This is a genomic window from Sulfitobacter aquimarinus, assembly GCF_040149565.1.
Classification (GTDB): Bacteria; Pseudomonadota; Alphaproteobacteria; order Rhodobacterales; family Rhodobacteraceae; genus Sulfitobacter; species Sulfitobacter aquimarinus.
Map to the genome: position 1 here is coordinate 40923 of NZ_JBEFLO010000007.1, position 23049 is coordinate 63971.

Consider the following 23049-nt stretch of genomic DNA (forward strand, 5'->3'; position numbering starts at 1 on the left):
CCCGTGCAGGGCGATACCGGGTGATTCTTTGGGGGATTGAAATGTTGTTTGGAAAACTCATGCCGCGGCTGGCGCGGGCAGGTTGCGTCGCAGCGCTGATGGCGGGGGCAGCGCCCGCTGTTCAGGCGGACACGCTCGCAGATGCCTTGGTCAGCGCGTACAAACACTCGGGCCTGCTGGAACAAAACCGCGCCGTTCTGCGTGCCGCAGACGAGGACGTTGCCGCCGCCAGCACCGCGTTGGAGCCTGTGCTGCGTTGGACAGCAAGCATCACCCAAAGCCTTGGCCGTGGCCAAAACAATCGGGCGCTGGGTGCGCAGGACACGGGCACCTTGGTGGTGCAGGGGCAGCTGATTGCCGAACTTTTGTTGTATGATTTCGGGGCCACATCTTTGGGCATCGAGGCGGCGAAAGAAACCGTATTGGCCACCCGCCAAACCCTGATCGGGATTGAGCAGCAGATCATGCTGCGAGCGGTTCAGGCCTATATGGGCGTTGTTGAAGCCAACGAATTCGTAGCGCTGCGTCAGAACAATGTGCGTGTCCTGACGCAGGAACTGCGGGCCGCACGCAACCGCTTTGAAGTGGGCGAAGTGACCCGCACCGATGTTGCCCTCGCCGAGGCGCAGCTTGCCCAGGCCCGCAGCGGTCTGGCCACCGCCGAAGGCAACCGCGCCATCGCGATCGAGGAATACCGCAATGTCGTCGGTCGCAAGCCAGGCCGCATTGGCGGTCTGCCGCGTCTGCCGAAGATCAGTTCAGATGTGAACGCCGCAAAGGGGCTTGCCGTGCGCAGCCACCCCGATATGCGCGCCGTGCAGCATCAGGTCGCCGCCGCAGAACTGGCGATCAAACGGGCCGAGGCGCAAAAACGCCCGACGATTAGTGCGCAGGGCGTCCTGTCGGGCAGTGAAAATCTGGACAGCAGCAATTTCGGCCTGTCGGCCTCTGTCGGTATTCAGGCCAGCGGGACAATATATTCGGGCGGGCTGCGGTCTTCGACGGTGCGCCGCGCACAGGCACAACGTGACGCGCAGCGCGGCAACCTGCATGTGGTACGCCACAATGTGCAACAAAACGTCGGCATCGCATATGCGCAGCTAAGCTCGGCACGCGCATCTCTTGCCGCGTCCGAACGGCAGATCAGGGCGTCCCGTATCGCGTTCCGCGGTGTGCGCGAAGAGGCGACATTGGGGGCCCGTACCACCCTTGATGTGCTGGATGCAGAGCAGTCGTTGCTCAACGCCGAGGCTAATCGTATCTCTGCGCAGGCCCAGCTTTATAATGCGGCCTATGCCGTTTTGGCGACAACAGGCCGTCTGACCGCCCGCGATCTTCACCTTCCTGTGCAGCTGTATGATGTGACTGAATACTATAATCTGGTCAAAGACAGCCCCACATCGCAATCCAAACAGGGCGCGCAATTGGACCGTGTTTTGAAGCGGTTGCAAAAAGACTAGGGCGCTTTACGGCATCTGCCAAGACATCTGGCCGCGCCTTCGGGGGCGGCCCTTTTTCTGCGCGGCGCAGCAATCAGCGTTAACGCAACAGGCTAATTTTATATTTTTCCACAATTTTCTCCCCATTGTGAGAATCTCAAACAGTCGCTATCTTAACGATTGAGCAAAGAGTAGTGAACAATGTCAAAAGCAGTCACAAACGAAGAGGTCGAAGATGTTTTGTCTTCGATCCGCAGATTGGTATCCGAAGACAAGCGCCCGCTTGCCGGATTGCGCAGCGCGCCTTCAGAGCCGTCGCAGCAAGAACCCGTGGCTGTTGACGAATCTTCTGCGCCCGAAGACGTAGCAGCCGAAGCTGAAACAGCACCGATGGACCACTTTGTGCTGACGCCCGCCCTGCGCGTGGCCGAGCCCGAGGCCTCTGCGCCCGACGCAGACGGCGAAGCGCCGTTGGACCTCGCTTCTGTTGCGCGGAAAACATGGACGGATGATCTGGCCGAGGGCGAAGCCCCCGATAACACGGAGGACAACGCGCCGCTTGTGCTGTTCCCCCAAGCGGAGGATGCAGCCGAAGACATGGCGCAGACGGACGGCGAAGACCCCGCGATGGATGCTGTGGATGCGTTGATTCAGGACGCGCTGGATGTCGAAGTCCAGCAAAACGACGACAGCGACGATGACTATGGCGATGAAAGCTATTGGGACGTTGACGACGCGCCGAATGACACGGATGAAGCGCAAAGCGATGTGGCAGAGCCTGCGCAGAGTGAAGAGGGCGAGCAAGAGACGCTCGAGACCCAAGATGACACCGAAGCGGCCTCGACCCTGCCATTGACGGCCAAAATCGCAGCGCTTGAAGCGGCGATCGGGGGCATCAACCAAGACTGGGAGCCCGACGGGTCGGAAGAGGCGGATATCGCAGCCCCCGACACGCCTGCGATGGCGTGGGAAGATGACGTTGATCTGGACGCCAACGGTGCGCCGATGGAAGAGGCCTTGGTGGAAGAAACCGTCGATGCAGAGACATCAGACGTGGTTGAGGACGAAGCTGCGCCAACCGCTGCCGCCATTGGCGGCGACGATCAGCTTCTGGACGAAGAAGCGTTGCGCGAATTGGTCAGCGACATCGTGCGCACTGAATTGCAGGGCGCTTTGGGTGAACGGATCACCCGCAATGTGCGCAAACTTGTCCGCCGCGAGATTCACCGCGCTTTGGCGGCCCAAGATCTGGAATAACGCTCAGCCGATCTCGGCCGCCGCATCCAGCAGCGCGTCGAGGTCGAAATACGCCTCGATATGGGCGGCCAGCGCATCAAGGGTTTCTTCCACCTGATCCTCGAACACCACGGATGACCGCGCGCCAAAACCCTCCAGATAGGCGCTGCGGAAACTGTCTGAACCGAAAATTCCATGCAGATAACAGCCAAGGACACGCCCCGTGCGGTCGCTTGCGCCGTCGTCCGTGTTGCCAAGGCGCAGCCACGGGCGGGCGCAGTCTGGCCCGTTTGTTTCGCCCATATGAATCTCGTATCCGTTCAGCGCGGCGCCGCTGGGCAGGTGGACCCCGTCGCGCAGCAGCAAGTTTTTGGACGGCGCCAGCACGGTGTCCACCTCCAAATGGCCCAAGCCCTGCACACGGCCTGCGGGGCCTTCGATGCCGTTTGGGTCATCAATGCTGCGCCCGAGCATCTGATAGCCGCCGCACAGCCCCATCACATGGCCGCCGCGTCTGATATGGGCGGCAATATCAATGTCCCAACCTGCCGCGCGCAAGGCCGCCAGATCGGCGATGGTGGATTTGCTGCCAACCAGCAGAACAAGGTCCGCCTCCGCCGGAATAGGCGTTCCGGGGGTGATCATGCGCAGGTCAACGCCGGGTTCTGCGGCCAGCGGGTCAAGGTCGTCAAAGTTGGCGATACGCGGCAGTTGCGGCACGGCAATCACGATCCCGTCCCCGCCCGAGCGGGCGCGGGCGGGCAGGTCCATCACATCTTCGGCGGGCAGGCGGGCGGCATGTTCAAACCACGGCAGCACGCCAAGGCTGGGCCAACTAGTACGCGCCGCAATATCGTCGCGGCCCTTGTCGAACAGGCTGCGGTCGCCGCGGAACTTGTTGACACAAAAGCCTTTAATCAGCGCGTTATCTTCGTCTGACAGCACCGCTTGGGTGCCGACGATCTGCGCGATCACCCCGCCACGGTCAATGTCGCCCATCAAGATCACAGGCACGCCCGCCGCCCGCGCAAAGCCCATGTTGGCGATGTCACCCGCCCGCAGGTTCGTCTCGGCGGGGGAGCCTGCGCCCTCAACCACGATCAGGTCACATTCCGCACCCAGCCGCGCAAAACTTTCCAGCACGGCAGGCATCAGTGCGGCCTTGTTCTTGCCAAAGGCGTGGGCCTCTTGATGGCCCGCGACCTGTCCCTGCACGATAACCTGGGCACCTGTCGCGGTTTGCGGCTTTAACAGAATCGGGTTCATATCCGTATGCGGAGCCACACCGCAGGCCCGCGCCTGCAACGCTTGGGCGCGGCCAATCTCGCCCCCGTCGCTGGTGACGGCGGCGTTGTTTGACATGTTTTGCGGCTTGAACGGGCGCACGGTCAGCCCCCGCGCACGGGCGGCCCGCAGGATGCCCGCCACGATCATGGATTTCCCGACATTGCTGCCGGTGCCTTGGATCATGATCGCCTTTGCCATGGTTTGCCTTTGCTGTTGTCTATGGGCAAACTGGCGCAAACGGGCTGCAAGGAAAAGCGAATAGATGAACACACCAGCGCATCTTTTGATCGGAGCCGCTGTGATGGGCAAAGCGGGCAACCGTGGCCTGATCTGGGCGGCGATGGCGGGGGCGTTGCTGCCTGATCTGTCGCTCTACCTGTTGGCGGGCGGCGCGTTGTTCGTGTTGCAGATCCCGCCGCGCATTGTCTTTGACGAGCTGTATTTCTCGGATATGTGGCAAACGATCTTTGCCGTTGATAACTCGTTTTTTCTGTGGGGCGGGCTGTTGGCTTTGGCGTTGTGGCGCAAGCCTGCGTGGGCTGTTGCCTTTGCGGGGGCAGGGGTGCTGCATCTGGCGCTTGATTTCCCGCTGCACCATGACGACGGGCGGGCCCATTTCTGGCCGCTGGCGTCTTGGGTGTATGAAAGCCCGCTCAGCTATTGGGACGAAGGGCACGGCGCAAGATGGATCGCCCCGATCGAAGCGGCACTGGCCGTGGCCGCCGCTGTGCGCCTGTGGGTCTGGAGGCCGGGGTGGAAAATTGCCGCAGTGGTGGCGGCCTTGGTTGCGGCGGAACTGTCGGTCACATCCATTTGGGTCTTTATCTTTAGCCCATAAAAAAACGCAGCCCGTAGGCTGCGTCTTTTTAGTTCATGCCAGTTTGGCAGAGGTATCAGGCAGCTTCGGCCTGCTGTGCGGCGTTGCGACGCTCTGATTCTTCGCGCGACAGGGCGACGGACGTCCGTACACCTTTGCCGACAAAGTCCATCAGACCGGTTACAACACGCTCGTTCGGGTCGATGCCGGCACAGCTCAAGACTTCGCGGCCATCACGGGAGCGTGCCCAGCGGGCGATCTGCTCTGGGCCGTTGCCGTATTTCTTGTCGTCTGCAATTGCATCATCGAGAGCAGCCAAAACTACGGCTGCAAAAAGTTTACGGGCGCGATTACCTTGTTCGTTATTAAAGGCCGTACCATCAACGAAATCTTTCAACTCGTCGTCCTTCCATTATTCTTGCTCTTGTCATTCGGCGTTTTGTACTTCTGACAGAAAAGCGTCGATTCGGATACCCTATTTAAGCATGGCACCTATGCTAAATTTGCATAGCTTTGAGTGCGTTTACTACTAAACAGGGCTGCTTGCGTGTGGTTCATGCTCAATATATAGGATGCGTCAATAATTCATCAACCTTTTGACAGAGTTTTGACACATGCCCAAAATTAACGGAAACGAGATTCGCCCCGGAAACGTGCTCGAGCATAACGGCGGTCTGTGGGCTGCTGTGAAGGTTGACCACGTAAAACCTGGAAAGGGTGGCGCATTTGCACAGGTCGAGTTGAAGAACCTGCGCAACGGCTCAAAATTGAACGAACGCTTCCGCAGCGCCGACAAGGTCGAGCGCGTGCGGCTTGAGCAAAAAGACCAGCAGTTCCTCTATGAAGATGCGGGCATGTTGGTGCTGATGGACACGGATACCTACGATCAGGTGCAATTGGCCGCCGATCTGTTGGGCGAACGCCGCCCGTTTTTGCAAGACGGCATGATGATCGTGGTCGAGTATTACGAAGACGAGGCGATCAACGCGGCCTTGCCCCAGAAAGTCACCTGTAAAATCGCTGAGACAGAGCCGGTTGTCAAAGGCCAGACGGCTGCCAACTCGTTCAAGCCTGCCATTCTGGACAATGGTGTCAAAGTATCGGTGCCGCCGTTTGTGGGGCAGGACGAGGACATCATCGTGAATACAGAGACGATGGAGTATGTAGAACGCGCCTAAGGGCACCTACATTTCCGACACATACAAACGCGGTCCCTGCATCAGGGGCCGCGTTTTGCGTTTCAGTCGATGCGCGTAACCTTTGCGCCGTCTGCGTCCATCTCGCCGGTGGCGCGGTCATAGCGCAGATAGGCGAGGGCCATATCGCCCGCACGGGTGAGCAGGGTGCCCGCCACTTTGCCCTGCGCAGTGATTGCCGCCCCCGTCGTCGCATCGCCGGTGATCGCCACGCGGGCCAGTCCTTTTCGCAGCTCGGTCTTGTGTTTCATGCGGGCGGTGACCTCTTGGCCGACATAGCAGCCTTTGCGGAAATCGACGCCGTTCAAGCGCTCAAACCCCATTTCAAGGATGAAAGTGTCGGGCGTCAGCTCGGTCCCGCTGGAGGGGATCATGTGCGCGACATAAAGGGCCGCCCAATCAGTGGCATCGTCGGTTTGCGCCGTATCGCGGTAGGCGCGCCAGCCAAGGGCGGGGTGGCGCGGATCGGGCAGGGCGTCTGCGGGCGCATCGTCTGTGCCGCGGTGCAAGTGCAGGAGGGTCGGCGTAATGGTCACATCGGCCCGCAGCTTGTACATCGACAGGCGCTGCACCAGCATATCGGCCTGCGCGGCATCCGCATCCAGCAATATGTCATCGCCTTCGGCACGCAGAAAGAAATCAGCCATGTATTTACCCTGCGGAGTCAGAAGGGCTGCGTAAACCAGACCGCTGTCCACGCCGCCGATGTCATTTGTAATCAACCCTTGCAAGAAGTCGCGGGTATCGGGGCCGCTGAGGCGCAATATTTGGCGTTGGGCGTGTTGCATCGGACTATCCTTATGGGCACCCAGACATTATAGCAGGGTGGGCCTTGGAAGGTAGGGGCATTTAACGAGGGGGCGCTATGCGCGCACGGGTATCCGTCATCATTCCGACATTGAACGCAGAGCCTGCGTTGGCTGCGTGTTTTGGCGCGCTGATGGAGGGGCTGGAGCAAGGCGTGATCCGTGAGCTGATCGTGAGCGATGGGGGATCATCGGACGCGACAGGCGCTGTTGCGCAGGCATGGGGCGCTACCGTAGTACACGGGGCCGCATCACGCGGCGGGCAGCTGCGGCGCGGCATTGCGGCCGCAACGGGTGAGTGGTTCTTGATCCTGCACGCAGACACTGTGCTGCAAGACGGGTGGAGCCAAGCCGTCCACACCTCCCTGACACAGCCCGATGACGCAGGGTGGTTCAGACTGGCCTTTGATGCACGCGGTCTTGCCCCTGCTGTCGTTGCAGGGTGGGCGAACCTGCGCAGTCGTGCGGGGCTGCCTTATGGCGATCAGGGGCTGCTGATCCATCGTGATTTGTATACTGCGGTGGGCGGCTACCCCGACCAGCCGTTGATGGAGGATGTGGCCATAGCGCGTGCCTTGCGCGGGCGGCTTGCGCCCATGGATGCCGTTGCCGCGACATCGGCCGCCAAATACCGCCGCGACGGGTGGCTGCGGCGGGGGGCGGGAAACCTGTGGACGCTCATCCGCTATTTTGCAGGCGCCAAGCCAGAGCGGCTGGCGCGAGCCTACAACCGCCAATCCTGATCCCCCGGACGCGCATCCGCGCGACACGATGTTTGGCGCGCCGCGCAGGCGTGCTCGCAGAGCTATCCCGTCAGAACCGGAAGAAATGTTGCCCGATCCGCTGCAACAGGCCGGGCGGGCGCTCCCCCTCGGGGGCGTCGCGGCGTTTGCGCAGGCTTTTGCGGTTCTCTGACACGGTTTTGCCGTCCTGGAATTGCAGGCGGTAAAGGTCGGCGTAGATGCCGCCCCGCTCCAGCAGTTCTTCGTGGGTGCCTGTATCGACGGCGCGGCCGCGGTCCATCACGATGATCTTGTCTGCGTTTCGAATGGTGCTGAGACGGTGGGCAATGACCAGCGTTGTGCGCCCCTCCGACAGACGGTCGAGCGCGTCTTGCACGACTTGCTCTGATTGCGCATCCAGCGCGCTTGTCGCTTCGTCCAACAACAAGACAGGCGTGTCGCGCAGCAGGGCGCGGGCGATAACCACACGCTGGCGCTGGCCCCCCGATAGGGCGGAGCCGCGTGGGCCGACATGCGTATCCAACCCGTGATCAAGCTGGGGCAGAAAGTCACTGACAAAGGCCGCGTCGAGGGCCGCTTGCAGCGCCTCATCCGTCACATCGGTGCGGCCCAGCACGATGTTTTCGCGCAATGTCTCGTCAAACAGCAGCGCCTCCTGGCTCACGACCGAGAAGAGCTTGCGCAGCTCGGGGATGGCCATATCCGTGGTAGCGACACCGCCGATGCGCACATGGCCAGCGGTGGGATCAAGCAAGCGGGTCAGCAGGTTGAAGATGGTCGATTTGCCCGCCCCCGACGCACCCACCAGTGCTGTGGTTTGCCCCGCTTGGGCTGTCAGCGACAGGTTGTGCAGCACCTCGGTCTCGCCAAAGGACAGGGTCACGTCCTCCAACGCGATGTCGGCGGCCCCTTGGGGTGCAGCCACAGGTGCCTCGGGCGAGGTGAGGCGCAAGGGCGCGTCCATTAATTCCTTGATCCGTTCAAGCGCTGCGGCGGCGACCTGCCATTGCCCGCTGATCGCGCCCAAACGGCGCAGCGGGTTGAAGGTGAAACCCATGGCGGTGAAAAAAGTCATGAATTGGCCGATGGTCTTGTCACCGGAGATAATCTCGGAGCCGCCATAGAGGATGACAGCCATGAACCCGATGCCCGAGATGATGTCGATCATCGCGGGGATGGCGGAATTGCCAAAGGCGGCGCGAACCTCGGTGGATACAAAGGTCTTGGTGATGTCGCGGTATTGCTTGGATTGATAAGTCTCCAGCGCGTTCAGCTTGATCTGCACGATGCCGTGGAACACCTCGTCCAGACGGGTCGACAGGGTCGCGCCCAGATCGCGTGCCTCGCGGGCGCGGCGGCGGACAAAGCGTTGCGCCACAGCCGCAGGCAGCACCATGACAGGGATGCCGATACAGGCCAGCAACGCCCAGACAGGATCAATCGAAATGGCCACGCCCAGCAGCACCAGCAGCCCGATAAAATCGCGCCCGGCGCCCGTGATTACCGCACGCCAGACATCGCCGACAGCGTTCACATCGCTTTGCACCCGCTGCACCAGAAAGCCGGGCGGGTGGGTTTGGTGGAACGCGCCGTCCTGCTGCATCATCCGGTCCAGCAGATCAATCCGCATATCCGCAGCCGAGCGTTGGGCGATGCGCGTCAGCAGCACCTTTTGCGCAACGCCAGAAATTGCCCGCACGACAAAGATGCCGATCAGCACCAGCCCCACGATCAACAACCACGACTTTTCTCCGGCGACGAAAACAAGGTCGAACATCGGCTCCATCAACTTGGCCATCGCGCCAAGGCTGGCCCCTTCGAGGATCATGAAGAAGACCGCAATGCACAGTTTGCCTATGTGGCGGTTCAGGTAGTCGCGCCAAAGCCAGCGCATCAGGGTGCCTGACGTATAAGTCTGTCCACTGCTCATCGGGGGGGCGTGCTTTCTTTTTAGGCGCAAGCGCAATGGGCACGACCATAAAGTGCGGGGCAGCCAACGGCAAGCGGGCGGGTGATTGACGGCAGGTGCATGACGGCTATTGTCCCGCTAAAAAGGCGCATTTGGTGCGCCCGCCAGAAGGATACACCGCCATGACCAACCGCCCGAACCTGTCCCACGGACGCGGATACCTCGCCATTCCCGGACCATCGGTGATGCCGGACGCGGTGTTGCAGGCGATGCACCGTGCCGCCCCCAACATCTATGAGGGTGAATTGGTCGACATGATGCCCTCGGTCATGGCTGACCTCAAACGCGTGGCGCGGACAAAACATTACGCCGCGATCTATATCGGCAATGGCCACGCCGCATGGGAGGCCGCGCTGAGCAATGTCATATCGGCGGGTGACCACGTGCTGGTGCCTGCCACGGGCCGTTTTGGCCACGGCTGGGGCGAGATGGCAGCAGCCTTGGGGGCGCAAACGCAGGTGATTGATTTCGGCAAATCCGCACCGATGGATATGGATGTCATCGCGCAGGCCCTCGCCGAGGACAAGGATCACCGGATCAAGGCCGTGCTGGCCGTCCATGTGGATACCTCCAGCTCTGTTTTGAATAATATCAAAGGCATACGCGAGGCTCTTGATGCTTTGGATCACCCTGCGCTGTTGATGGCCGATTGCATCGCCTCGCTGGGCTGTGACCGTTTTGAGATGGACGATTGGGGCGTCGATGTCATGGTGACGGGCTGCCAAAAAGGGCTGATGGTCCCGCCCGGGTGCAGCTTTGTCTTCTTTAACGACCGGGCACAGGCCGTCCGCGAGGCGATGCCACGGGTTAGCAGCTATTGGGACTGGACCCCGCGCAGCACGGCGACCGAGTTTTGGCAATACTGGTGCGGCACGGCGCCCACGCATCACATCTACGGCTTGCGGGTGGCGCTGGATATGATCCACGACGAAGGGATTGAACAAGTCTGGGCGCGGCACGGCGTGCTGGCCCGCGCCATTTGGGCTGCCTGTGACGCATGGAGCGCGGGGGGCGATCTGCGGCTTAACATCACCGATCCTGCCTTGCGTAGCACTGCCGTGACCGCGCTGCGGCTGGGCGGTGCGGACGGCACGCGATTGCGCAACTGGGTCGAGCAAGAGCTGGGCCTGACCCTTGGCATCGGCCTCGGCATGGCCGAGCCGACCGATCCGGCGCGGGATGCTTATTTCCGTTTGGGCCACATGGGGCATGTAAACGGGCAGATGATCATGGGGCTGTTGGGGGGGATGCAGGCGGGCATGTCCGCGCTGGGCATCGCCCACGGGCGTGGTGCGCTGGACGCCGCAGCCGAGGTGATTGGCGGGGCATAGTCCCGCCCGCCACACGATCTGCGGTCAAATCCCTAGTCGCGGCGTGCCTCGAACAGGGTCAGCACCCGATTGATGCACCACCCAAGGGCCGCAGCCGCGATCAATCCCCAGATCGCCCAAAGCACAAACAGCACCCACGTGATGTTCACCCCAAACAGCACCACGCAAGCGTTTTTGAAATCGGGAGCAGCACCCGGTAGATTTTGCATTTGGTCCCCCACGTCCCTGAACCTCCCGCGACCCTAGCCTTTGAGGATTAAGATTCGGTGCGCGCCGCATCGCCAAGCGCCTCGGGCAGCGCCGTGGCCAGCAGGTCCAGCATCGCATCCGTCCCGCAGCTGATCCGGATACAGCGGTTTTGCGGCGCGACAAAGGGCATCCGCACAAACAGCCCACGCGCGATCAGCCCGTCCAGAACCGCCTTGGCAAACGGGCCATCATGGCCGCAATCAATGGTCACAAAATTGGTCGCCGACGGCAGCGGCGTCAGCCCGTTATCTGTTGCGATCTGCGCAATCCTGTTGCGCGATGCTGCGATCTGGCCCTGCACCTTATGCAGATGGCTTTGGTCCTCAAGCGCGGCCAATGCCCCCGCCTGTGCCGCACGGTTCATGCCAAAGTGGTTGCGCACCTTGTGGAACGCCTCGATCAGATCGGGCGCGCCCATGGCGTAACCGACGCGGGCACCCGCCAATCCATATACTTTGGAGAACGTCCGCATCCGCACCACCCGCGGATCATCCCAGCCCAGCGGCAAGGCGGTGCCTTCGGGCGCGCATTCGACGTACGCCTCGTCCAGCACCAGCAATGTGCCTGCGGGAAGGTCGTCCATCGCGGCGGCGATGTCCGCTCCGGGGTGGCAACTGCCCATCGGGTTGTCGGGGTTGGCGAGGTAGACGAGCTTTGCGTCCACCTCTGCCGCTTTGGCGAAGAGCGCTTTGGGGTCTTCATGGTCGCCTGCGTAAGGCACCGTGTGCAACACACCGCCAAAGCCCGCGACATGGTAATTGAAGGTCGGATAAGCGCCGGCAGAAGTCACGACCGTGTCGCCCGCGCCAACCATCAGCCGCACCAGATAGCCCAACAGCCCGTCGATGCCTTCGCCCACCATGATATGCGCAGGCGTGCAGCCGTGTTGTGCCGCAAGGGCAGCGCGCAAATCCGCGCTTTCCGGATCGCCGTACATCCACGTATCGGCCTGGGCCATCGCGGTGATCGCCTTGGGCGAGGGGCCAAAGACGTTCTCGTTCGCGCCGAGGCGGGCTTTGAACGGGGCGCCTTGGGCGCGTTCCTGCGTTTCGGGCCCGACAAAGGGAACTGTGGCGGGCAAGGATTGGGCGAGCGGGGTAAGGCGTGCATGTGTCATGGCAGCAGTTAAGAGCGCGGGCAGGGAAAGGGCAAGGGTTGTAAATTGGCAGATCGTACTTAGATGAGAATGGATCGCAACAACGGGAGGGCGGGCCATGGCCAAGCTCACAAGACGCGGATTTATCGGAATAGCAGCAGCAGCGGCCAGCCTGCGCGGCGCAGGGGTCGCGATAAGCAGTCAGCGGATGCGACCGGTCCTAACGCTTGTTTATGACAAGGGTCTTGGCATGATGCGGGCGGTTGAAAAAATGGTCCCGCGCTAAGTTCCGCCACGTTCTTATAGCAGCAACGGCGGGCTTCTGGTTGGGTGTGTGAAACCTCAGTCAAAGGAGCCGTTCCATGAGCCGCGTCACCGTCACCTACGAAAACCACATCGCCCATGTGCGCCTGACCCGCGCCGACAAAATGAACGCCGTGGATCAGGACATGATTACCGCGATTATTGATGCAGGCAACGAGGTTGCGGCCTCGGACGCTCGGGTCGCGATAGTCTCGGGCGAGGGGAAGGCGTTTTGCGCAGGTATTGATATTTCAGGACTGTCGGGGATGGTTGGCAAGGATCCTGCGGATTTGCTGATGCCGCGCACCCACGGCGAGGGTACAACGAACCAATGGCAAGAAGTCGCGCTGGTTTGGTCGCGGATGGATATTCCGGTGATTGCAGCGGTGCATGGCGTGTGTTTCGGCGCGGGGATCCAGCTGGCGCTGGGGGCGGATATCCGGATCGCGTCACCCGATGCAAAGTTCGCGGTGATGGAGATGAAGTGGGGCATCGTGCCGGATATGGGCGGCATGGTGCTGCTGCCCAAGCTGGTGCGCAGCGATGTGCTGCGTCGCCTGACCTACACGGCCCAGCCGATCGGTGCCGAGCAGGCCGAGCGTTGGGGTCTTGTGACCGAGATCGCAGATGATCCAATGGCGGCCGCGCAAGAGCTGGCCGAGACCATTGCCGGCAAGAGCCCCTCGGCCATTCGGGCGGCCAAGCGGCTGATTGGCGTGGCGGAAACCGCCGATGCAGCGACTGTTCTGGACGCTGAATCGCGTGAGCAGGTCGACCTGATCGGCAAGCCGCATCAGATGGAAGTTGTGGCGGCAGTCTTCGGGAAGCGGCCTGCGGTTTTCGATTAGGGTCTGTTGCACCCGTGGAGGGTGCGGGATTGAGTTTAAGGGCAAAATAAAGAAAGCGCGCAGGCTGTGAGGCCTGCGCGCTTTTTCGTTCATCGTGTTGGGTTGTTAGCCGATTTCCGCGAGGCGGTCCATTGCGGCCTGAAGCTGGTCGGCTTCCGACTGACGGGCGGCGAGGTTTGACTGGGCTTCTTCGACCACTTCCGGCGGTGCGGAGGCGGCGAATTTGGGGTTTTTGAGACGCCCGTTCAGGCCGCCGATTTCCTTGGCCAGTTTGTCGAGCGATTTTTGCAGGCGGGCTTTTTCCGCCTCGATGTCGATGATGCCTTCGAGGGGCAGGCCAAAGGTGGCGCCCGCGGCGGGGATGGCGACCGTGCCTTTGGGGAAGTCATCCTTATGCTCAAGGGTTTCCACACGGGCGAGGCGTTTGATCATCGTCTCGTTGTTGGTCCATGCGGCTTGGGCGGCCTCGTTCATGTCGGTGACGATCATCGGGACCTTGAGGCCGGCGGGGACGTGCATTTGCGCACGGGCCGAGCGGATGTTTTCGATCAGGGTGATGACCCAGTTAAGCTCGGTATCGGCGGCCTCGTCCAGCAGATCGGCGGTGGTGTAGGTGGGCCAATCGGCGTGTACGATCATCTTGGCGCGTTTGGCTGTGTTGCCCCACAGTTCTTCGGTGACGAAGGGCATGATGGGATGCAGCAGGATCAGACATTGATCGAGCACCCATGCCATTGTGGCGCGGGTTTCCTCGGCCACCGGGCCTTTTCCGTCGTCGTCTTGCAGCAGTGGTTTGGAGAGCTCGACGTACCAGTCGCAGACCTTGCCCCAGACGAAAGCGTAGAGCGCGCTTGCGGCGTCGTTGAAGCGGTAGGTCTCAAGCGCTGCGTCGACTTCTTCGCGAACGCGGGCAGTTTCGCCCACGATCCATTTGTTGAGGGTGGCCTTTGGCGCGGGCATGGCGGCGGCGGTGTCTTGGAAGACACCGTTCATTTCGGCGAATTTGTGGGCGTTCCAGACTTTGGTGCCGAAGTTGCGGTAGCCCGCGATGCGCTGCGCGTCGAGTTTCAGAGCTCCACCAAGCGAGGCCATCGCAGCGTTGGTAAAGCGCAGGGCGTCGGCGCCGTATTCGTCAATGATCTCAAGCGGGTCGATGACGTTGCCCACGGATTTCGACATCTTCTTACCTTTGGCATCGCGGACGAGGCCGTGGAGATAGACGGTGTCGAAGGGGATTTTGCCCGTGGTGTCGAGCTGCATCATCATCATGCGCGCGACCCAGAAGAAGAGGATGTCCTGACCTGTGATCAGATCGGAGGTGGGGAAGTATTTTTCGAGCGCATCGGTTTCTTCGGGCCAGCCGAGGGTGCCGATGGGCCAGAGGCCGGAGGAGAACCATGTGTCCAGGACGTCGGGGTCGCGGTAGAGAAGTACGAAATTCGGCGTGCCATCTTCTTTCCCAGCCCGCTTGCCCTGTTGGTTGAGCATAGTGGCTGTTTCCATTTGGTCGTCCCAAAGGTGTTGTTTGTTCTCAGGCGGTGATATGGAAGCAAATTCAACGCCGTAGTGTTCTTTTGCCTGCGCCTCAGCTTCAGCTGAAGAATTGGCGCAAAAGAAGACACTCATATCGTCGTAGTCTAGCTCGCCTGTGGTCGCGTTTTTTGCCGGCCCATACCAAACCGGTATCTGGTGCCCCCACCACAGCTGGCGCGAGATGCACCATGGCTCGATGTTGTCGAGCCAGTTGTAGTACACTTTCTCACCGCTCTCTGGCATGATTTTGACGTCGCCATTGCGCACAGCGTCGAGGGCAGGGCCCACGATCTGGTCGGTGTCCACGAACCATTGGTCGGTGAGCATCGGCTCGATCACGACTTTGGAGCGGTCGCCGAAGGGCTGCATGATGGGTTTGCTCTCGACGTATGGAACCGTCTCGGTGACTTCGGATTTGTTGCCGTCTTCGTCTTTGACCGTGCGCGTGACCTCATGCATCACGGCGAGGCCCTCGGCGGTGATGTCGGCCACGATTTTCTTGCGGGCGTCAAAACGGTCCAGGCCGCGGTAGTCTTCGGGGACCATGTTCATCGCCGCGATCATGGCTTCGTCAAAGGTCTGCTCACCGTTGGCGATTTTCTGCGCTACGGCGGCTTCTTCGGCGTAGGGTTTGCCGTCGGTGCGCATCGCCGCCTTGGTGTCCATGAGGTTGTACATGGGGATGCCGCCGCGCTTGGCGACTTGGTAGTCGTTGAAGTCATGCGCGCCTGTGATCTTCACAGCGCCCGAGCCGAAGTTTTTGTCGGGATATTCATCGGTGATGATCGGGATGAGGCGGCGCAGCGCCTTGGGGCCGACGGGGATTTCGCATAGTTTTCCGACGATTGGCGCGTAACGCTCATCCGATGGATGAACTGCGACTGCACCATCACCCAGCATGGTTTCGGGGCGGGTGGTGGCGATCGAGATATAGTCGCGGGTCTCGCGCAGGGTCTCGTTGCCGTCCTCGTCACGCTCGATGTATTCATAGGTTGCACCGCCCGCGAGCGGGTATTTGAAGTGCCACATGTGGCCGGGGACTTCGGTGTTCTCGACCTCAAGATCGGAAATCGCCGTTTCGAAACGCGGGTCCCAGTTGACCAGACGTTTGCCACGGTAAATCTTGCCCTCGTTATACATCTGCACAAAGACTTTGATCACGGCGTCGTGGAAGTTGGGGGAATTCTCGTGACCCACGCGGGTGTCCCCCGGTGCGCCGGACATGGTGAAGGCGTTGCGCTCCCAATCGCACGAATTGCCCAGACGCTTCATCTGGCCGATAATCGTGCCTGCGGTTTTCTCTTTGTAGGCCCACGCATGGCTCAGGAATTCTTCGCGGCTCAGGTCTGTGCGTTTGATATTGCTCTCGGCCAGTTCGTTCTCAACGGCGAGTTGCAGGGCGATGCCCGCGTGGTCCTGACCGGGCTGCCACAGCGTGTCAAAGCCGCGCATGCGGTGCCAGCGCACCAGAATATCCTGAAGCACGTGGTTGAACGCGTGACCGATATGCAGCGAGCCGTTGACGTTGGGCGGCGGGATCATGACGCTGTATGTCTCGGCGCGGGTCGCGTTCGCGCCTGCGGTAAAGCAGCCCGCCTCTTCCCAAGCGGCGTAAAGCCTGCTTTCGGCTGTTTTTGCGTCGAAGTTTTTGTCGAGTGCCATGATCGCAGCTTTCTTTGGTGTCTTTCGGGGGTGATGTAGCGCAGCGCGGGGCCTGAGGGAAGGGTGTGCAGCGATCCGCAGCCGCCAACCACTGCCAATGGTGCGATTTGTCGGTGCAAGGCTCTGCCATCTCTGGACACTTCGGGCGGGTCGTCTAAGTTCGGGGGTGAAAAAGATTTGCGCCTTTGAAGGGATTACTGCGATGGAAAAGTTCGGGAAAAGCCAGCCTATATCACGGGTGGAGGATTTGCGGTTTTTGACCGGTGAGGGGCGCTATGTCGATGACATCGCACCTGACGGGGCGCTGGCTACCTATATCTTCCGCTCGCCCATCGGGCACGGCGTGATTTCCGAACTGGACGTGAGCGAAGCCATCGCCGCCGAGGGCGTGCATCTGGTGGTGACCTGCGCCGATCTGGAGGCCGCTGGCGTGAACATCGCCATGGCGGGGGCCACGGTCAAGAACCGCGACGGCACCCAAGGCGCGGCCCCCCTGCGTCCCATCCTTGCCAAGGACAAGGTCCGCTATGTGGGCGAGCCTGTGGCGATGGTGGTCGCCGACACCTATGACCAAGCCCGCGATGCCGCAGAGCTGATCATGTTCGACGCGGACGAGCTGCCCGCCAAAACCTCTGTTGAACGGGGCGGCGAGACGCTGCACGCCGAAGCGCCCGACAACTGCGCCTTTGACTGGGGCATGGGCGACGAGGCCGCAACCGAGGCCGCGTTCAAAGCGGCGGCCAAGACCGTGTCGCTTGAGGTGGATGACAACCGCATCATCGTAAACTCGATCGAGCCGCGGGGCTGTTTTGCGGAATGGGACGGCACGCGCCTGCATCTGGCCAACAACGGCCAAGGCGTCTGGGTGCCGAAGGGCAATCTGGTCAAAGCCTTCGCGCTGGACGAGGCAAACGTGCGCGTGACCAACCCCGACACAGGCGGGGCCTTTGGCATGAAGTCGATGGCCTATCCCGAATACTACCTTGTCTGCCACGCCGCTCGCGTGCTGGACCGCCCCGTGCATTGGATGTCCGAGCGGACCGAAGCCATGCTGAGCGATAATGGCGGGCGTGATCTGGTCTCGACCGCCGAGCTGGCGTTTGACGAGAACAACAAGATTACCGCCTACCGTGTGCGCACCAAGTGCAATCTGGGCGCGTACAACAGCCAGTTTGGCCAGCCGATCCAGACGACGCTGTTCAGCCGTGTGCTGATGGGCGTCTACGATGTGCAAACGACGTATTTGCAGGTCGAGGGCTACTATACCAACACCGTACAGGTCGATGCCTATCGCGGCGCGGGCCGCCCCGAGGCGATCTATGTGCTGGAGCGTGTCATGGACCGCGCCGCCCGCGAACTGAACGTGGACCCGTGGGAGCTGCGCCGCATCAACTTTATCAAGCCCGACCAGTTCCCCTATGCCGCCGCCACAGGCGAGACATATGACGTGGGCGATTTCGACAAGGTGCTGACACGCGGCGCGCTGGAGGCGGATGCCGCAGGCTTTGCCGCGCGGCGCGATGCGGATGCCAAACGCGGCCTGCTGCGCGGCACGGGGCTGTGTTACTATATCGAAAGCATTCTGGGCGATCCCAGTGAAGGGGCCAAGGTCAACTTCCTTGAGGATGGCACGGTCGAGATTTTGGTCGGCACGCAATCGGGCGGGCAGGGGCATGAGACAGTCTATGCCAAGTTCCTGAGCGACCAGACAGGCATTCCGATGGAGGCGATCCGCGTGATCCAAGGCGACAGTGACCTGATCGCCAAGGGTGGCGGCACGGGCGGCTCACGCTCGGTCACGACGCAGAACAACGCGACGCTGGCGACCGTGGCGGTGATTACCGACGCGTTCACCGCCTTTCTGGCGGACGAGATGGGCGTGCCCGCCTCCGAGATCAGCTTTGACGACGAGCGGTTCCGCGCAGATGGGTCAAACCTGACGCCCACCATGCTGGAGGTGGCGGATATGGCCCGCGCCAAGGGCCGCGACGATCTGGCCACGCATCATGCGCGGGCCACGCTGGAGGCGCGCAGCTTCCCCAACGGGGTGCATATCTGCGAGGTCGTGATCGACCCTGAAACAGGCATCGTGACCACCGACCGCTATACTGTGGTTGATGATTTCGGCAACCTGATCAACCCGTTGCTGGCGATTGGTCAGGTGCATGGCGGTGTTGTGCAAGGCATCGGGCAGGCGCTGCAGGAACGTGTTGTCTATGACGAGGACGGCCAATTGCTGACCGCGTCCTTCATGGACTACGCCATGCCCCGCGCCATCGACATCCCGAATATCGATTTCACAAGCGAGCCTGTCCCCTCGACTGCCAATGTCATGGGCATGAAGGGCTGCGGCGAGGCAGGCACCGTGGGCGCGTTGGCGGCAGTGGCCAATGCGGTACAGGACGCGCTGTGGGACCACGGCGTGCGGCAGGCGGATATGCCGTTCACGCCGCATAAAGTGTGGGAGCTGTTGCAAGGTGACGCAATCGCCGCAGAATAACACGGGCTTTGCGCGGCTCAGGCGGCTGTTCGGCCGCCTGTGGACGCGGCCGGACAGTGACTTTGGCCCCGTGCGCGGGCCGCAGACCCATCTGGTGATCCTTGATGGCACTATGTCCTCGCTCAATCGGGGATACGAGACGAACGCGGGGCTGACCTATCTGTTGGCGCAAGAGATGGGATCGCAGATCTCGATCTATTATGAGCCGGGTTTGCAGTGGAACGACTGGCGCTCGTTTCACGCTGTGGCGTCGGGGCGGGGGATCAACCGACAGATCAAGCGGGCGTATGGCTATCTTGCCTCGCGCTACCGTCAGGGCGACAGGATCTATCTGATCGGCTATTCCCGCGGGGCTTACGCCGTGCGCTCGCTTGCGGGGATCATCGACCGCGTTGGCCTGCTGGCCCGCGCGGACGCGACAGAACGGAACATCCGCCAAGCCTACCGTCTGTATGAGAAAGCCAGCAGCGGGCCTGCGGTGCAGGCGTTCAAGGCGCGGCACTGCCGTGGCGAGGTCCCGATCGAGATGATCGGCGTCTGGGATACGGTCAAATCACTGGGCATCAACGCTCCGATCTTCTGGCGGCTGAGCGTGGCACGCTATGCGTTTCACAATCATGAGCTTGGCAAGGGCGTAAAGCGGGGCTGCCACGCGCTGGCGCTGGACGAGACGCGGGTGATGTACCGCCCCGTGCTGTGGACCAGTGATCCTGCGCGGCCTGAACAAATCTCGCAGATGTGGTTCAGGGGCAGCCATGGTGATGTGGGCGGTCAGCTGGGCGGGCGCCACTTTGCGCGGCCTTTGTCCAACGTGCCGCTGGTGTGGATGTTAGAGCAGGCGCAGGCCGCAGGATTGCCCTTGCCCCAAGGGTGGCAGGCGCGCTTCCCTCAGGACGCAACCGCCCCCTCCATCGGGATGTGGGCCGGCTGGGCGCGGCTGGCGGTGACCCGACGCAAGCGCGTCGTGGGGGCCGACCCGTCCGAGCAGGTGCACCCGTCGGTGCAAACGCCAACAGCAGACACGCCACCGCCCGCAATCGCCACGATCCGGTCATAGAGCTGCCCTGCTTGCGCGGTATCCCCTCGCGGATACGCGTAAGCAAGGAGTCCGCCCATGCGACGAAGCCTATTGATAGCATTGCCGCTGTTGGCGGGGTTTGCAACACCTGTTCATGCACAGCCGATCAGTTGGGGCATGGCCCAATGCAGCGCATTGATGGAGGTGATGGAAAGCCATGTCTCGCGCCAGCCGCACAAAGGGTATTTGGCCGATGCTGCTGATCTGATGTATCAGGCGGCCCTGGAAAAGGGCCAAAGCGAGGGGCAGGATGCCACGCAGCTGGGCCGCGTCTATCAAAGCAAACAGGATGAATGGGTGTCGATGGGGTACTCCATGGCGTTCAAGACCGAGTTTCGCGACTGGGTCGACTATTGCAAAGCTTTGGCGCGTGGCTACGACATCGCACTCGATACAAGCATGTTGCACTAGGGATGCGGCCGGGGGGCGGAATTTTCGAAAATTCCGACCGGAAAATTCAAATTTTCCGCGCCCGCATCAGGCGACTTTCATCACGATGCAGGTGGTTGAGCCTGTGGCATAGAGCTTGCCATCCTCCACGCCTCGGATTTCGCCATGTGCCACGCCTGTTGAGCGACCGACATGATCGGTTTGCCCGACACAGTCGATCTGCATACCCAGCGGGATAGATCGCAAGATATTAATCTTATATTCCAACGTCGTATAGACAGAGCCCTTCGGCACCCCTGTCATCACGGCGCAGGCCATCGCACTGTCCAGTAGCGTGCCGTACCAGCCGCCATGCACCGTGCCCATCGGGTTGGTCACGTTGAACTGCGGCGCGCCGCGAAACACGCAGCGACCTTTCTCTACGCTATGCAGGATATAGCCCATCGTCGCCCCAATCGGCGGGCCCGGATTTGTGCCGTCCAGAATGGATTGCATGTATTCCAGACCCGACAGCTTCAGTGCCTCTTGCGGGCTAAGCAGGTCATCGGGCGAAGTGGCAAGGCGCGGCATGGGCAGGCTCCGTTTCGGGGGGTGGTTCCCCGACATTAGGTCCGCCACCCGCGCAAGTTCAAGCTGTTACGCCACGTTCGACAGGGCGGTCTGCGGTGTCACACCCAAGGCGCGGCAGATGTCGCGGGTCAGATCGGCACGGTTGAGCGTGTAGAAGTGCAGCGCATCGACGCCCTCATCCATCAGCGTGCTGCACAGCTCGGTGCACAGGGCGGTAGACAACAGCGCCGTGCGGTCGTCGCGCTGGGCTGCGCGGTAGGCTTCTTCCATCCACTCGGGGATTTTCGCGCCGCAGCGGGCCGCAAAGGCGCGGGCCGAGGTCCAGTTGGTGATCGGCAGGATGCCGGGCACGATGGGTTTGTCGATGCCCGCTGCCGCACATTGGTCGCGAAAGCGCAGGAAATCTTCTGCCTCGAAAAAGAACTGGGTGATCGCCTCATCGGCGCCCGCGTCGAATTTGCGTTTGAGGTATTGGATGTTGGCGTGCTGGCTCACCGCGTCCGGGTGGCTTTGCGGATAGGCACCGACGCGGATGGTGAATTTATCCATCAGGGCCAACGCTTCGATCAACTCGACCGAGTTGGCAAACCCCTCGGGGTGCGGGGTAAAACGTTCGGCCCCGTCTGCGGGATCGCCGCGCAGGGCGACGATGTCGGTTACGCCTGCCGCGTGGAATTTCTCGGCTGTTTCAATCGTCTCGGCGGCTGTGGCCCCGACACATGTCAGATGCGCGGAAACGGGCAGGCCGGACGTGCGGTGCAGCACATGCGCCGCATCGTGCGTCAGATCCCGCGTACTGCCGCCCGCGCCATAGGTGACCGAGAAAAAGCGTGGCGCCAGTGGGGCCAACGACTGCGCCGTGTCCCACAGCCGAAACGCCGCATCGACGGATTTGGGCGGGAAAACTTCGAACGAAACGGCGGGAGAGGTCATAGCGGCAGTCCTTTTATAACTGCGCCCTTTTTCGCACGTCACGGGTTGTGAAGCAAATTCATATCATTCACAAACAACATGAGGACAACACCATATAGAAAGCCCGCCCCATGCACATCGAATTCCGCCATCTGCGCACAATCCAAGCCATCCACGAGGCGGGCGGGCTGGCGCGGGCCGCCGAAATGATGAACATCACGCAAAGCGCGCTGAGCCATCAGGTAAAAGGGTTGGAGGATCAGGCGGGGGTCGAATTGTTTGTGCGCCGCTCCAAACCGCTGAAACTGTCGCCAGCGGGCCAACGCCTGTTGAAACTGGCGCATCAGGTCTTGCCCCAAGTGGCGGCCTTGCAGGATGAATTCAGCGGCTTGCGCGACGGCAGCACGGGGCGGATGCATATCGCCATTGAATGTCACGCCTGTTTCGAATGGTTGTTCCCCGTGCTCGAACAATTCCGCCGCAGCTTTGGCGAAGTGGACGTCGACATCCGCCCCGGTCTGGCGTTTGACGCGCTGCCCGCGCTGCTGCGCCAAGAGGTCGATCTGGTGATCTCCTCCGATCCCGAAGAGATTGCGGGCGTCGAGTTTATCGAACTCTTTGACTATAATGCGGTATTCGTGGCTTCGGCCGCGCATCCGCTGGCGCAAAAAACTTTTGTCGAGGCCGAGGACTTTCGCGGCGAGACGCTGATTACCTATCCGGTTGAGCGCACGCGGCTGGATGTGTTCAGCCAGCTTTTGATCCCCGCCAAGGTAGAGCCCGCGGCGATCCGGCAAGTGGAACTGACGGCGGTAATCTTGCTGCTGGTTGCCTCCAACCGTGGCGTCTCGGTTCTGCCCGATTGGGTGGTGCGGGAGGTGAAATATTCCTCCGACTACGTCACGCGGCCTTTGACGGCGCAGGGTGTCACCCGCAGGCTTTATGCGGCGATCCGCAGTGAAGACCGCGAAAAGCCGTTTATGCAAGAGTTGCTGGGGCTGGCGGGGATTGAGGCGCGCAAGCTGCAGGCGGTGTGAGGGGAAGGGCGGCTTTGCGGGACTTTGCCGCCGTTCGCCTTTTTGAA

20 protein-coding genes are annotated in these 23049 nt (G+C 61.4%); 11 read left to right on the top strand and 9 right to left on the bottom strand.

Annotation, left to right across the window (positions count from 1 at the left end; all coding sequences use genetic code 11):
* The first annotated feature begins 41 nt into the window (after positions 1-41).
* Both ABMC88_RS13290 and ABMC88_RS13295 read left to right on the top strand, forming a co-directional pair.
* Positions 42-1460: a TolC family outer membrane protein gene (locus ABMC88_RS13290; RefSeq protein WP_349577385.1), complete on the top strand. Its 1419-nt coding sequence runs from the start codon at positions 42-44 to the stop codon at positions 1458-1460.
* A gap of 180 nt (positions 1461-1640) precedes the next feature.
* Positions 1641-2696: a hypothetical protein gene (locus ABMC88_RS13295; RefSeq protein ID WP_349577386.1), complete on the top strand. Its 1056-nt coding sequence runs from the start codon at positions 1641-1643 to the stop codon at positions 2694-2696.
* Between the two features lie 3 nt (positions 2697-2699).
* On the opposite strand, the gene ABMC88_RS13300 is transcribed toward ABMC88_RS13295, so the two are convergent.
* The gene (locus ABMC88_RS13300) at positions 2700-4160 is read right to left on the bottom strand and encodes a cobyric acid synthase (protein WP_349577387.1); all 1461 of its coding nucleotides are present in this window, start codon (positions 4158-4160) and stop codon (positions 2700-2702) included.
* Between the two features lie 64 nt (positions 4161-4224).
* On the opposite strand from ABMC88_RS13300, the gene ABMC88_RS13305 reads away from it, so the two are divergent.
* Positions 4225-4800 carry a cobalamin biosynthesis protein CobQ gene (locus tag ABMC88_RS13305; RefSeq protein WP_349577388.1) on the top strand — a complete coding sequence of 192 codons (576 nt, stop codon included), beginning with the start codon at positions 4225-4227 and terminating at the stop codon, positions 4798-4800.
* 55 nt (positions 4801-4855) lie between these two features.
* Here ABMC88_RS13305 and ABMC88_RS13310 read toward each other — a convergent pair whose 3' ends face one another.
* Positions 4856-5176, bottom strand: coding sequence for a DUF6280 family protein (locus tag ABMC88_RS13310; RefSeq protein WP_008228933.1), 321 nt, complete (start codon positions 5174-5176; stop codon positions 4856-4858).
* Positions 5177-5393: 217 nt separating this feature from the next.
* On the opposite strand from ABMC88_RS13310, the gene efp reads away from it, so the two are divergent.
* Positions 5394-5957, top strand: a complete 564-nt coding sequence (gene efp / locus ABMC88_RS13315) for an elongation factor P (RefSeq protein WP_349577389.1) — start codon at positions 5394-5396, stop codon at positions 5955-5957.
* Between the two features lie 62 nt (positions 5958-6019).
* On the opposite strand, the gene ygfZ is transcribed toward efp, so the two are convergent.
* On the bottom strand, positions 6020-6763 hold the full coding sequence (ygfZ, locus tag ABMC88_RS13320) for a CAF17-like 4Fe-4S cluster assembly/insertion protein YgfZ (protein WP_349577390.1): 744 nt from the start codon (positions 6761-6763) through the stop codon (positions 6020-6022).
* 77 nt (positions 6764-6840) lie between these two features.
* Here ygfZ and ABMC88_RS13325 point away from each other — a divergent pair, with 77 nt between their 5' ends.
* On the top strand, positions 6841-7524 hold the full coding sequence (locus ABMC88_RS13325) for a TIGR04283 family arsenosugar biosynthesis glycosyltransferase (protein ID WP_349577391.1): 684 nt from the start codon (positions 6841-6843) through the stop codon (positions 7522-7524).
* A 70-nt stretch (positions 7525-7594) separates the two neighbouring features.
* On the opposite strand, the gene ABMC88_RS13330 is transcribed toward ABMC88_RS13325, so the two are convergent.
* Complete coding sequence (locus ABMC88_RS13330) at positions 7595-9454, bottom strand: ABC transporter ATP-binding protein (RefSeq protein ID WP_349577392.1); 1860 nt, start codon at positions 9452-9454, stop codon at positions 7595-7597.
* A gap of 161 nt (positions 9455-9615) precedes the next feature.
* Between ABMC88_RS13330 and ABMC88_RS13335 the strand changes: the two genes are divergently transcribed.
* Positions 9616-10824 (top strand): pyridoxal-phosphate-dependent aminotransferase family protein, encoded by a 1209-nt coding sequence (locus ABMC88_RS13335; protein ID WP_349577393.1) that lies wholly within the window; start codon positions 9616-9618, stop codon positions 10822-10824.
* A 32-nt stretch (positions 10825-10856) separates the two neighbouring features.
* On the opposite strand, the gene ABMC88_RS13340 is transcribed toward ABMC88_RS13335, so the two are convergent.
* Both ABMC88_RS13340 and ABMC88_RS13345 read right to left on the bottom strand, forming a co-directional pair.
* A complete protein-coding gene (locus ABMC88_RS13340) occupies positions 10857-11033 on the bottom strand; it encodes a hypothetical protein (protein WP_349577394.1) in 177 nt (58 codons plus the stop codon).
* 47 nt (positions 11034-11080) lie between these two features.
* Entirely contained in the window at positions 11081-12190 is a 1110-nt protein-coding gene (locus ABMC88_RS13345) for a pyridoxal phosphate-dependent aminotransferase (RefSeq protein ID WP_349577395.1), read from the bottom strand.
* Positions 12191-12531: 341 nt separating this feature from the next.
* Between ABMC88_RS13345 and ABMC88_RS13350 the strand changes: the two genes are divergently transcribed.
* Positions 12532-13320, top strand: a complete 789-nt coding sequence (locus tag ABMC88_RS13350) for a crotonase/enoyl-CoA hydratase family protein (protein ID WP_349577396.1) — start codon at positions 12532-12534, stop codon at positions 13318-13320.
* A gap of 105 nt (positions 13321-13425) precedes the next feature.
* Here the strand turns inward: ABMC88_RS13350 and ABMC88_RS13355 are convergent, their stop codons facing one another.
* Positions 13426-16515 (bottom strand): valine--tRNA ligase, encoded by a 3090-nt coding sequence (locus ABMC88_RS13355; protein WP_349577397.1) that lies wholly within the window; start codon positions 16513-16515, stop codon positions 13426-13428.
* A 202-nt stretch (positions 16516-16717) separates the two neighbouring features.
* On the opposite strand from ABMC88_RS13355, the gene ABMC88_RS13360 reads away from it, so the two are divergent.
* The 3 genes from ABMC88_RS13360 to ABMC88_RS13370 are packed head-to-tail and all read left to right on the top strand — an operon-like array spanning position 16718 to position 20504.
* On the top strand, positions 16718-19015 hold the full coding sequence (locus tag ABMC88_RS13360) for a xanthine dehydrogenase family protein molybdopterin-binding subunit (RefSeq protein WP_349577398.1): 2298 nt from the start codon (positions 16718-16720) through the stop codon (positions 19013-19015).
* A 25-nt stretch (positions 19016-19040) separates the two neighbouring features.
* The gene (locus tag ABMC88_RS13365) at positions 19041-20072 is read left to right on the top strand and encodes a T6SS phospholipase effector Tle1-like catalytic domain-containing protein (RefSeq protein ID WP_439655607.1); all 1032 of its coding nucleotides are present in this window, start codon (positions 19041-19043) and stop codon (positions 20070-20072) included.
* A gap of 57 nt (positions 20073-20129) precedes the next feature.
* Entirely contained in the window at positions 20130-20504 is a 375-nt protein-coding gene (locus ABMC88_RS13370; protein ID WP_349577400.1) for a hypothetical protein, read from the top strand.
* A 66-nt stretch (positions 20505-20570) separates the two neighbouring features.
* On the opposite strand, the gene ABMC88_RS13375 is transcribed toward ABMC88_RS13370, so the two are convergent.
* Both ABMC88_RS13375 and metF read right to left on the bottom strand, forming a co-directional pair.
* Positions 20571-21053 (bottom strand): PaaI family thioesterase, encoded by a 483-nt coding sequence (locus tag ABMC88_RS13375; RefSeq protein WP_349577401.1) that lies wholly within the window; start codon positions 21051-21053, stop codon positions 20571-20573.
* 66 nt (positions 21054-21119) lie between these two features.
* Positions 21120-21986, bottom strand: coding sequence for a methylenetetrahydrofolate reductase [NAD(P)H] (metF, locus tag ABMC88_RS13380; RefSeq protein ID WP_349577402.1), 867 nt, complete (start codon positions 21984-21986; stop codon positions 21120-21122).
* Between the two features lie 110 nt (positions 21987-22096).
* Here metF and ABMC88_RS13385 point away from each other — a divergent pair, with 110 nt between their 5' ends.
* Complete coding sequence (locus tag ABMC88_RS13385; protein WP_349577403.1) at positions 22097-23002, top strand: LysR family transcriptional regulator; 906 nt, start codon at positions 22097-22099, stop codon at positions 23000-23002.
* Positions 23003-23049 lie beyond the last annotated feature (47 nt).

Coding starts and splice junctions, on each gene's coding strand:
- ABMC88_RS13290 (WP_349577385.1), top strand. CDS start 42: ATGTTGTTTGGAAAACTCATGCCGCGGCTGGCGCGGGCAGGTTGCGTC.
- ABMC88_RS13295 (WP_349577386.1), top strand. CDS start 1,641: ATGTCAAAAGCAGTCACAAACGAAGAGGTCGAAGATGTTTTGTCTTCG.
- ABMC88_RS13300 (WP_349577387.1), bottom strand. CDS start 4,160: ATGGCAAAGGCGATCATGATCCAAGGCACCGGCAGCAATGTCGGGAAA.
- ABMC88_RS13305 (WP_349577388.1), top strand. CDS start 4,225: ATGAACACACCAGCGCATCTTTTGATCGGAGCCGCTGTGATGGGCAAA.
- efp (WP_349577389.1), top strand. CDS start 5,394: ATGCCCAAAATTAACGGAAACGAGATTCGCCCCGGAAACGTGCTCGAG.
- ygfZ (WP_349577390.1), bottom strand. CDS start 6,763: ATGCAACACGCCCAACGCCAAATATTGCGCCTCAGCGGCCCCGATACC.
- ABMC88_RS13325 (WP_349577391.1), top strand. CDS start 6,841: ATGCGCGCACGGGTATCCGTCATCATTCCGACATTGAACGCAGAGCCT.
- ABMC88_RS13330 (WP_349577392.1), bottom strand. CDS start 9,454: ATGAGCAGTGGACAGACTTATACGTCAGGCACCCTGATGCGCTGGCTT.
- ABMC88_RS13335 (WP_349577393.1), top strand. CDS start 9,616: ATGACCAACCGCCCGAACCTGTCCCACGGACGCGGATACCTCGCCATT.
- ABMC88_RS13340 (WP_349577394.1), bottom strand. CDS start 11,033: ATGCAAAATCTACCGGGTGCTGCTCCCGATTTCAAAAACGCTTGCGTG.
- ABMC88_RS13345 (WP_349577395.1), bottom strand. CDS start 12,190: ATGACACATGCACGCCTTACCCCGCTCGCCCAATCCTTGCCCGCCACA.
- ABMC88_RS13350 (WP_349577396.1), top strand. CDS start 12,532: ATGAGCCGCGTCACCGTCACCTACGAAAACCACATCGCCCATGTGCGC.
- ABMC88_RS13355 (WP_349577397.1), bottom strand. CDS start 16,515: ATGGCACTCGACAAAAACTTCGACGCAAAAACAGCCGAAAGCAGGCTT.
- ABMC88_RS13360 (WP_349577398.1), top strand. CDS start 16,718: ATGGAAAAGTTCGGGAAAAGCCAGCCTATATCACGGGTGGAGGATTTG.
- ABMC88_RS13370 (WP_349577400.1), top strand. CDS start 20,130: ATGCGACGAAGCCTATTGATAGCATTGCCGCTGTTGGCGGGGTTTGCA.
- ABMC88_RS13375 (WP_349577401.1), bottom strand. CDS start 21,053: ATGCCGCGCCTTGCCACTTCGCCCGATGACCTGCTTAGCCCGCAAGAG.
- metF (WP_349577402.1), bottom strand. CDS start 21,986: ATGACCTCTCCCGCCGTTTCGTTCGAAGTTTTCCCGCCCAAATCCGTC.
- ABMC88_RS13385 (WP_349577403.1), top strand. CDS start 22,097: ATGCACATCGAATTCCGCCATCTGCGCACAATCCAAGCCATCCACGAG.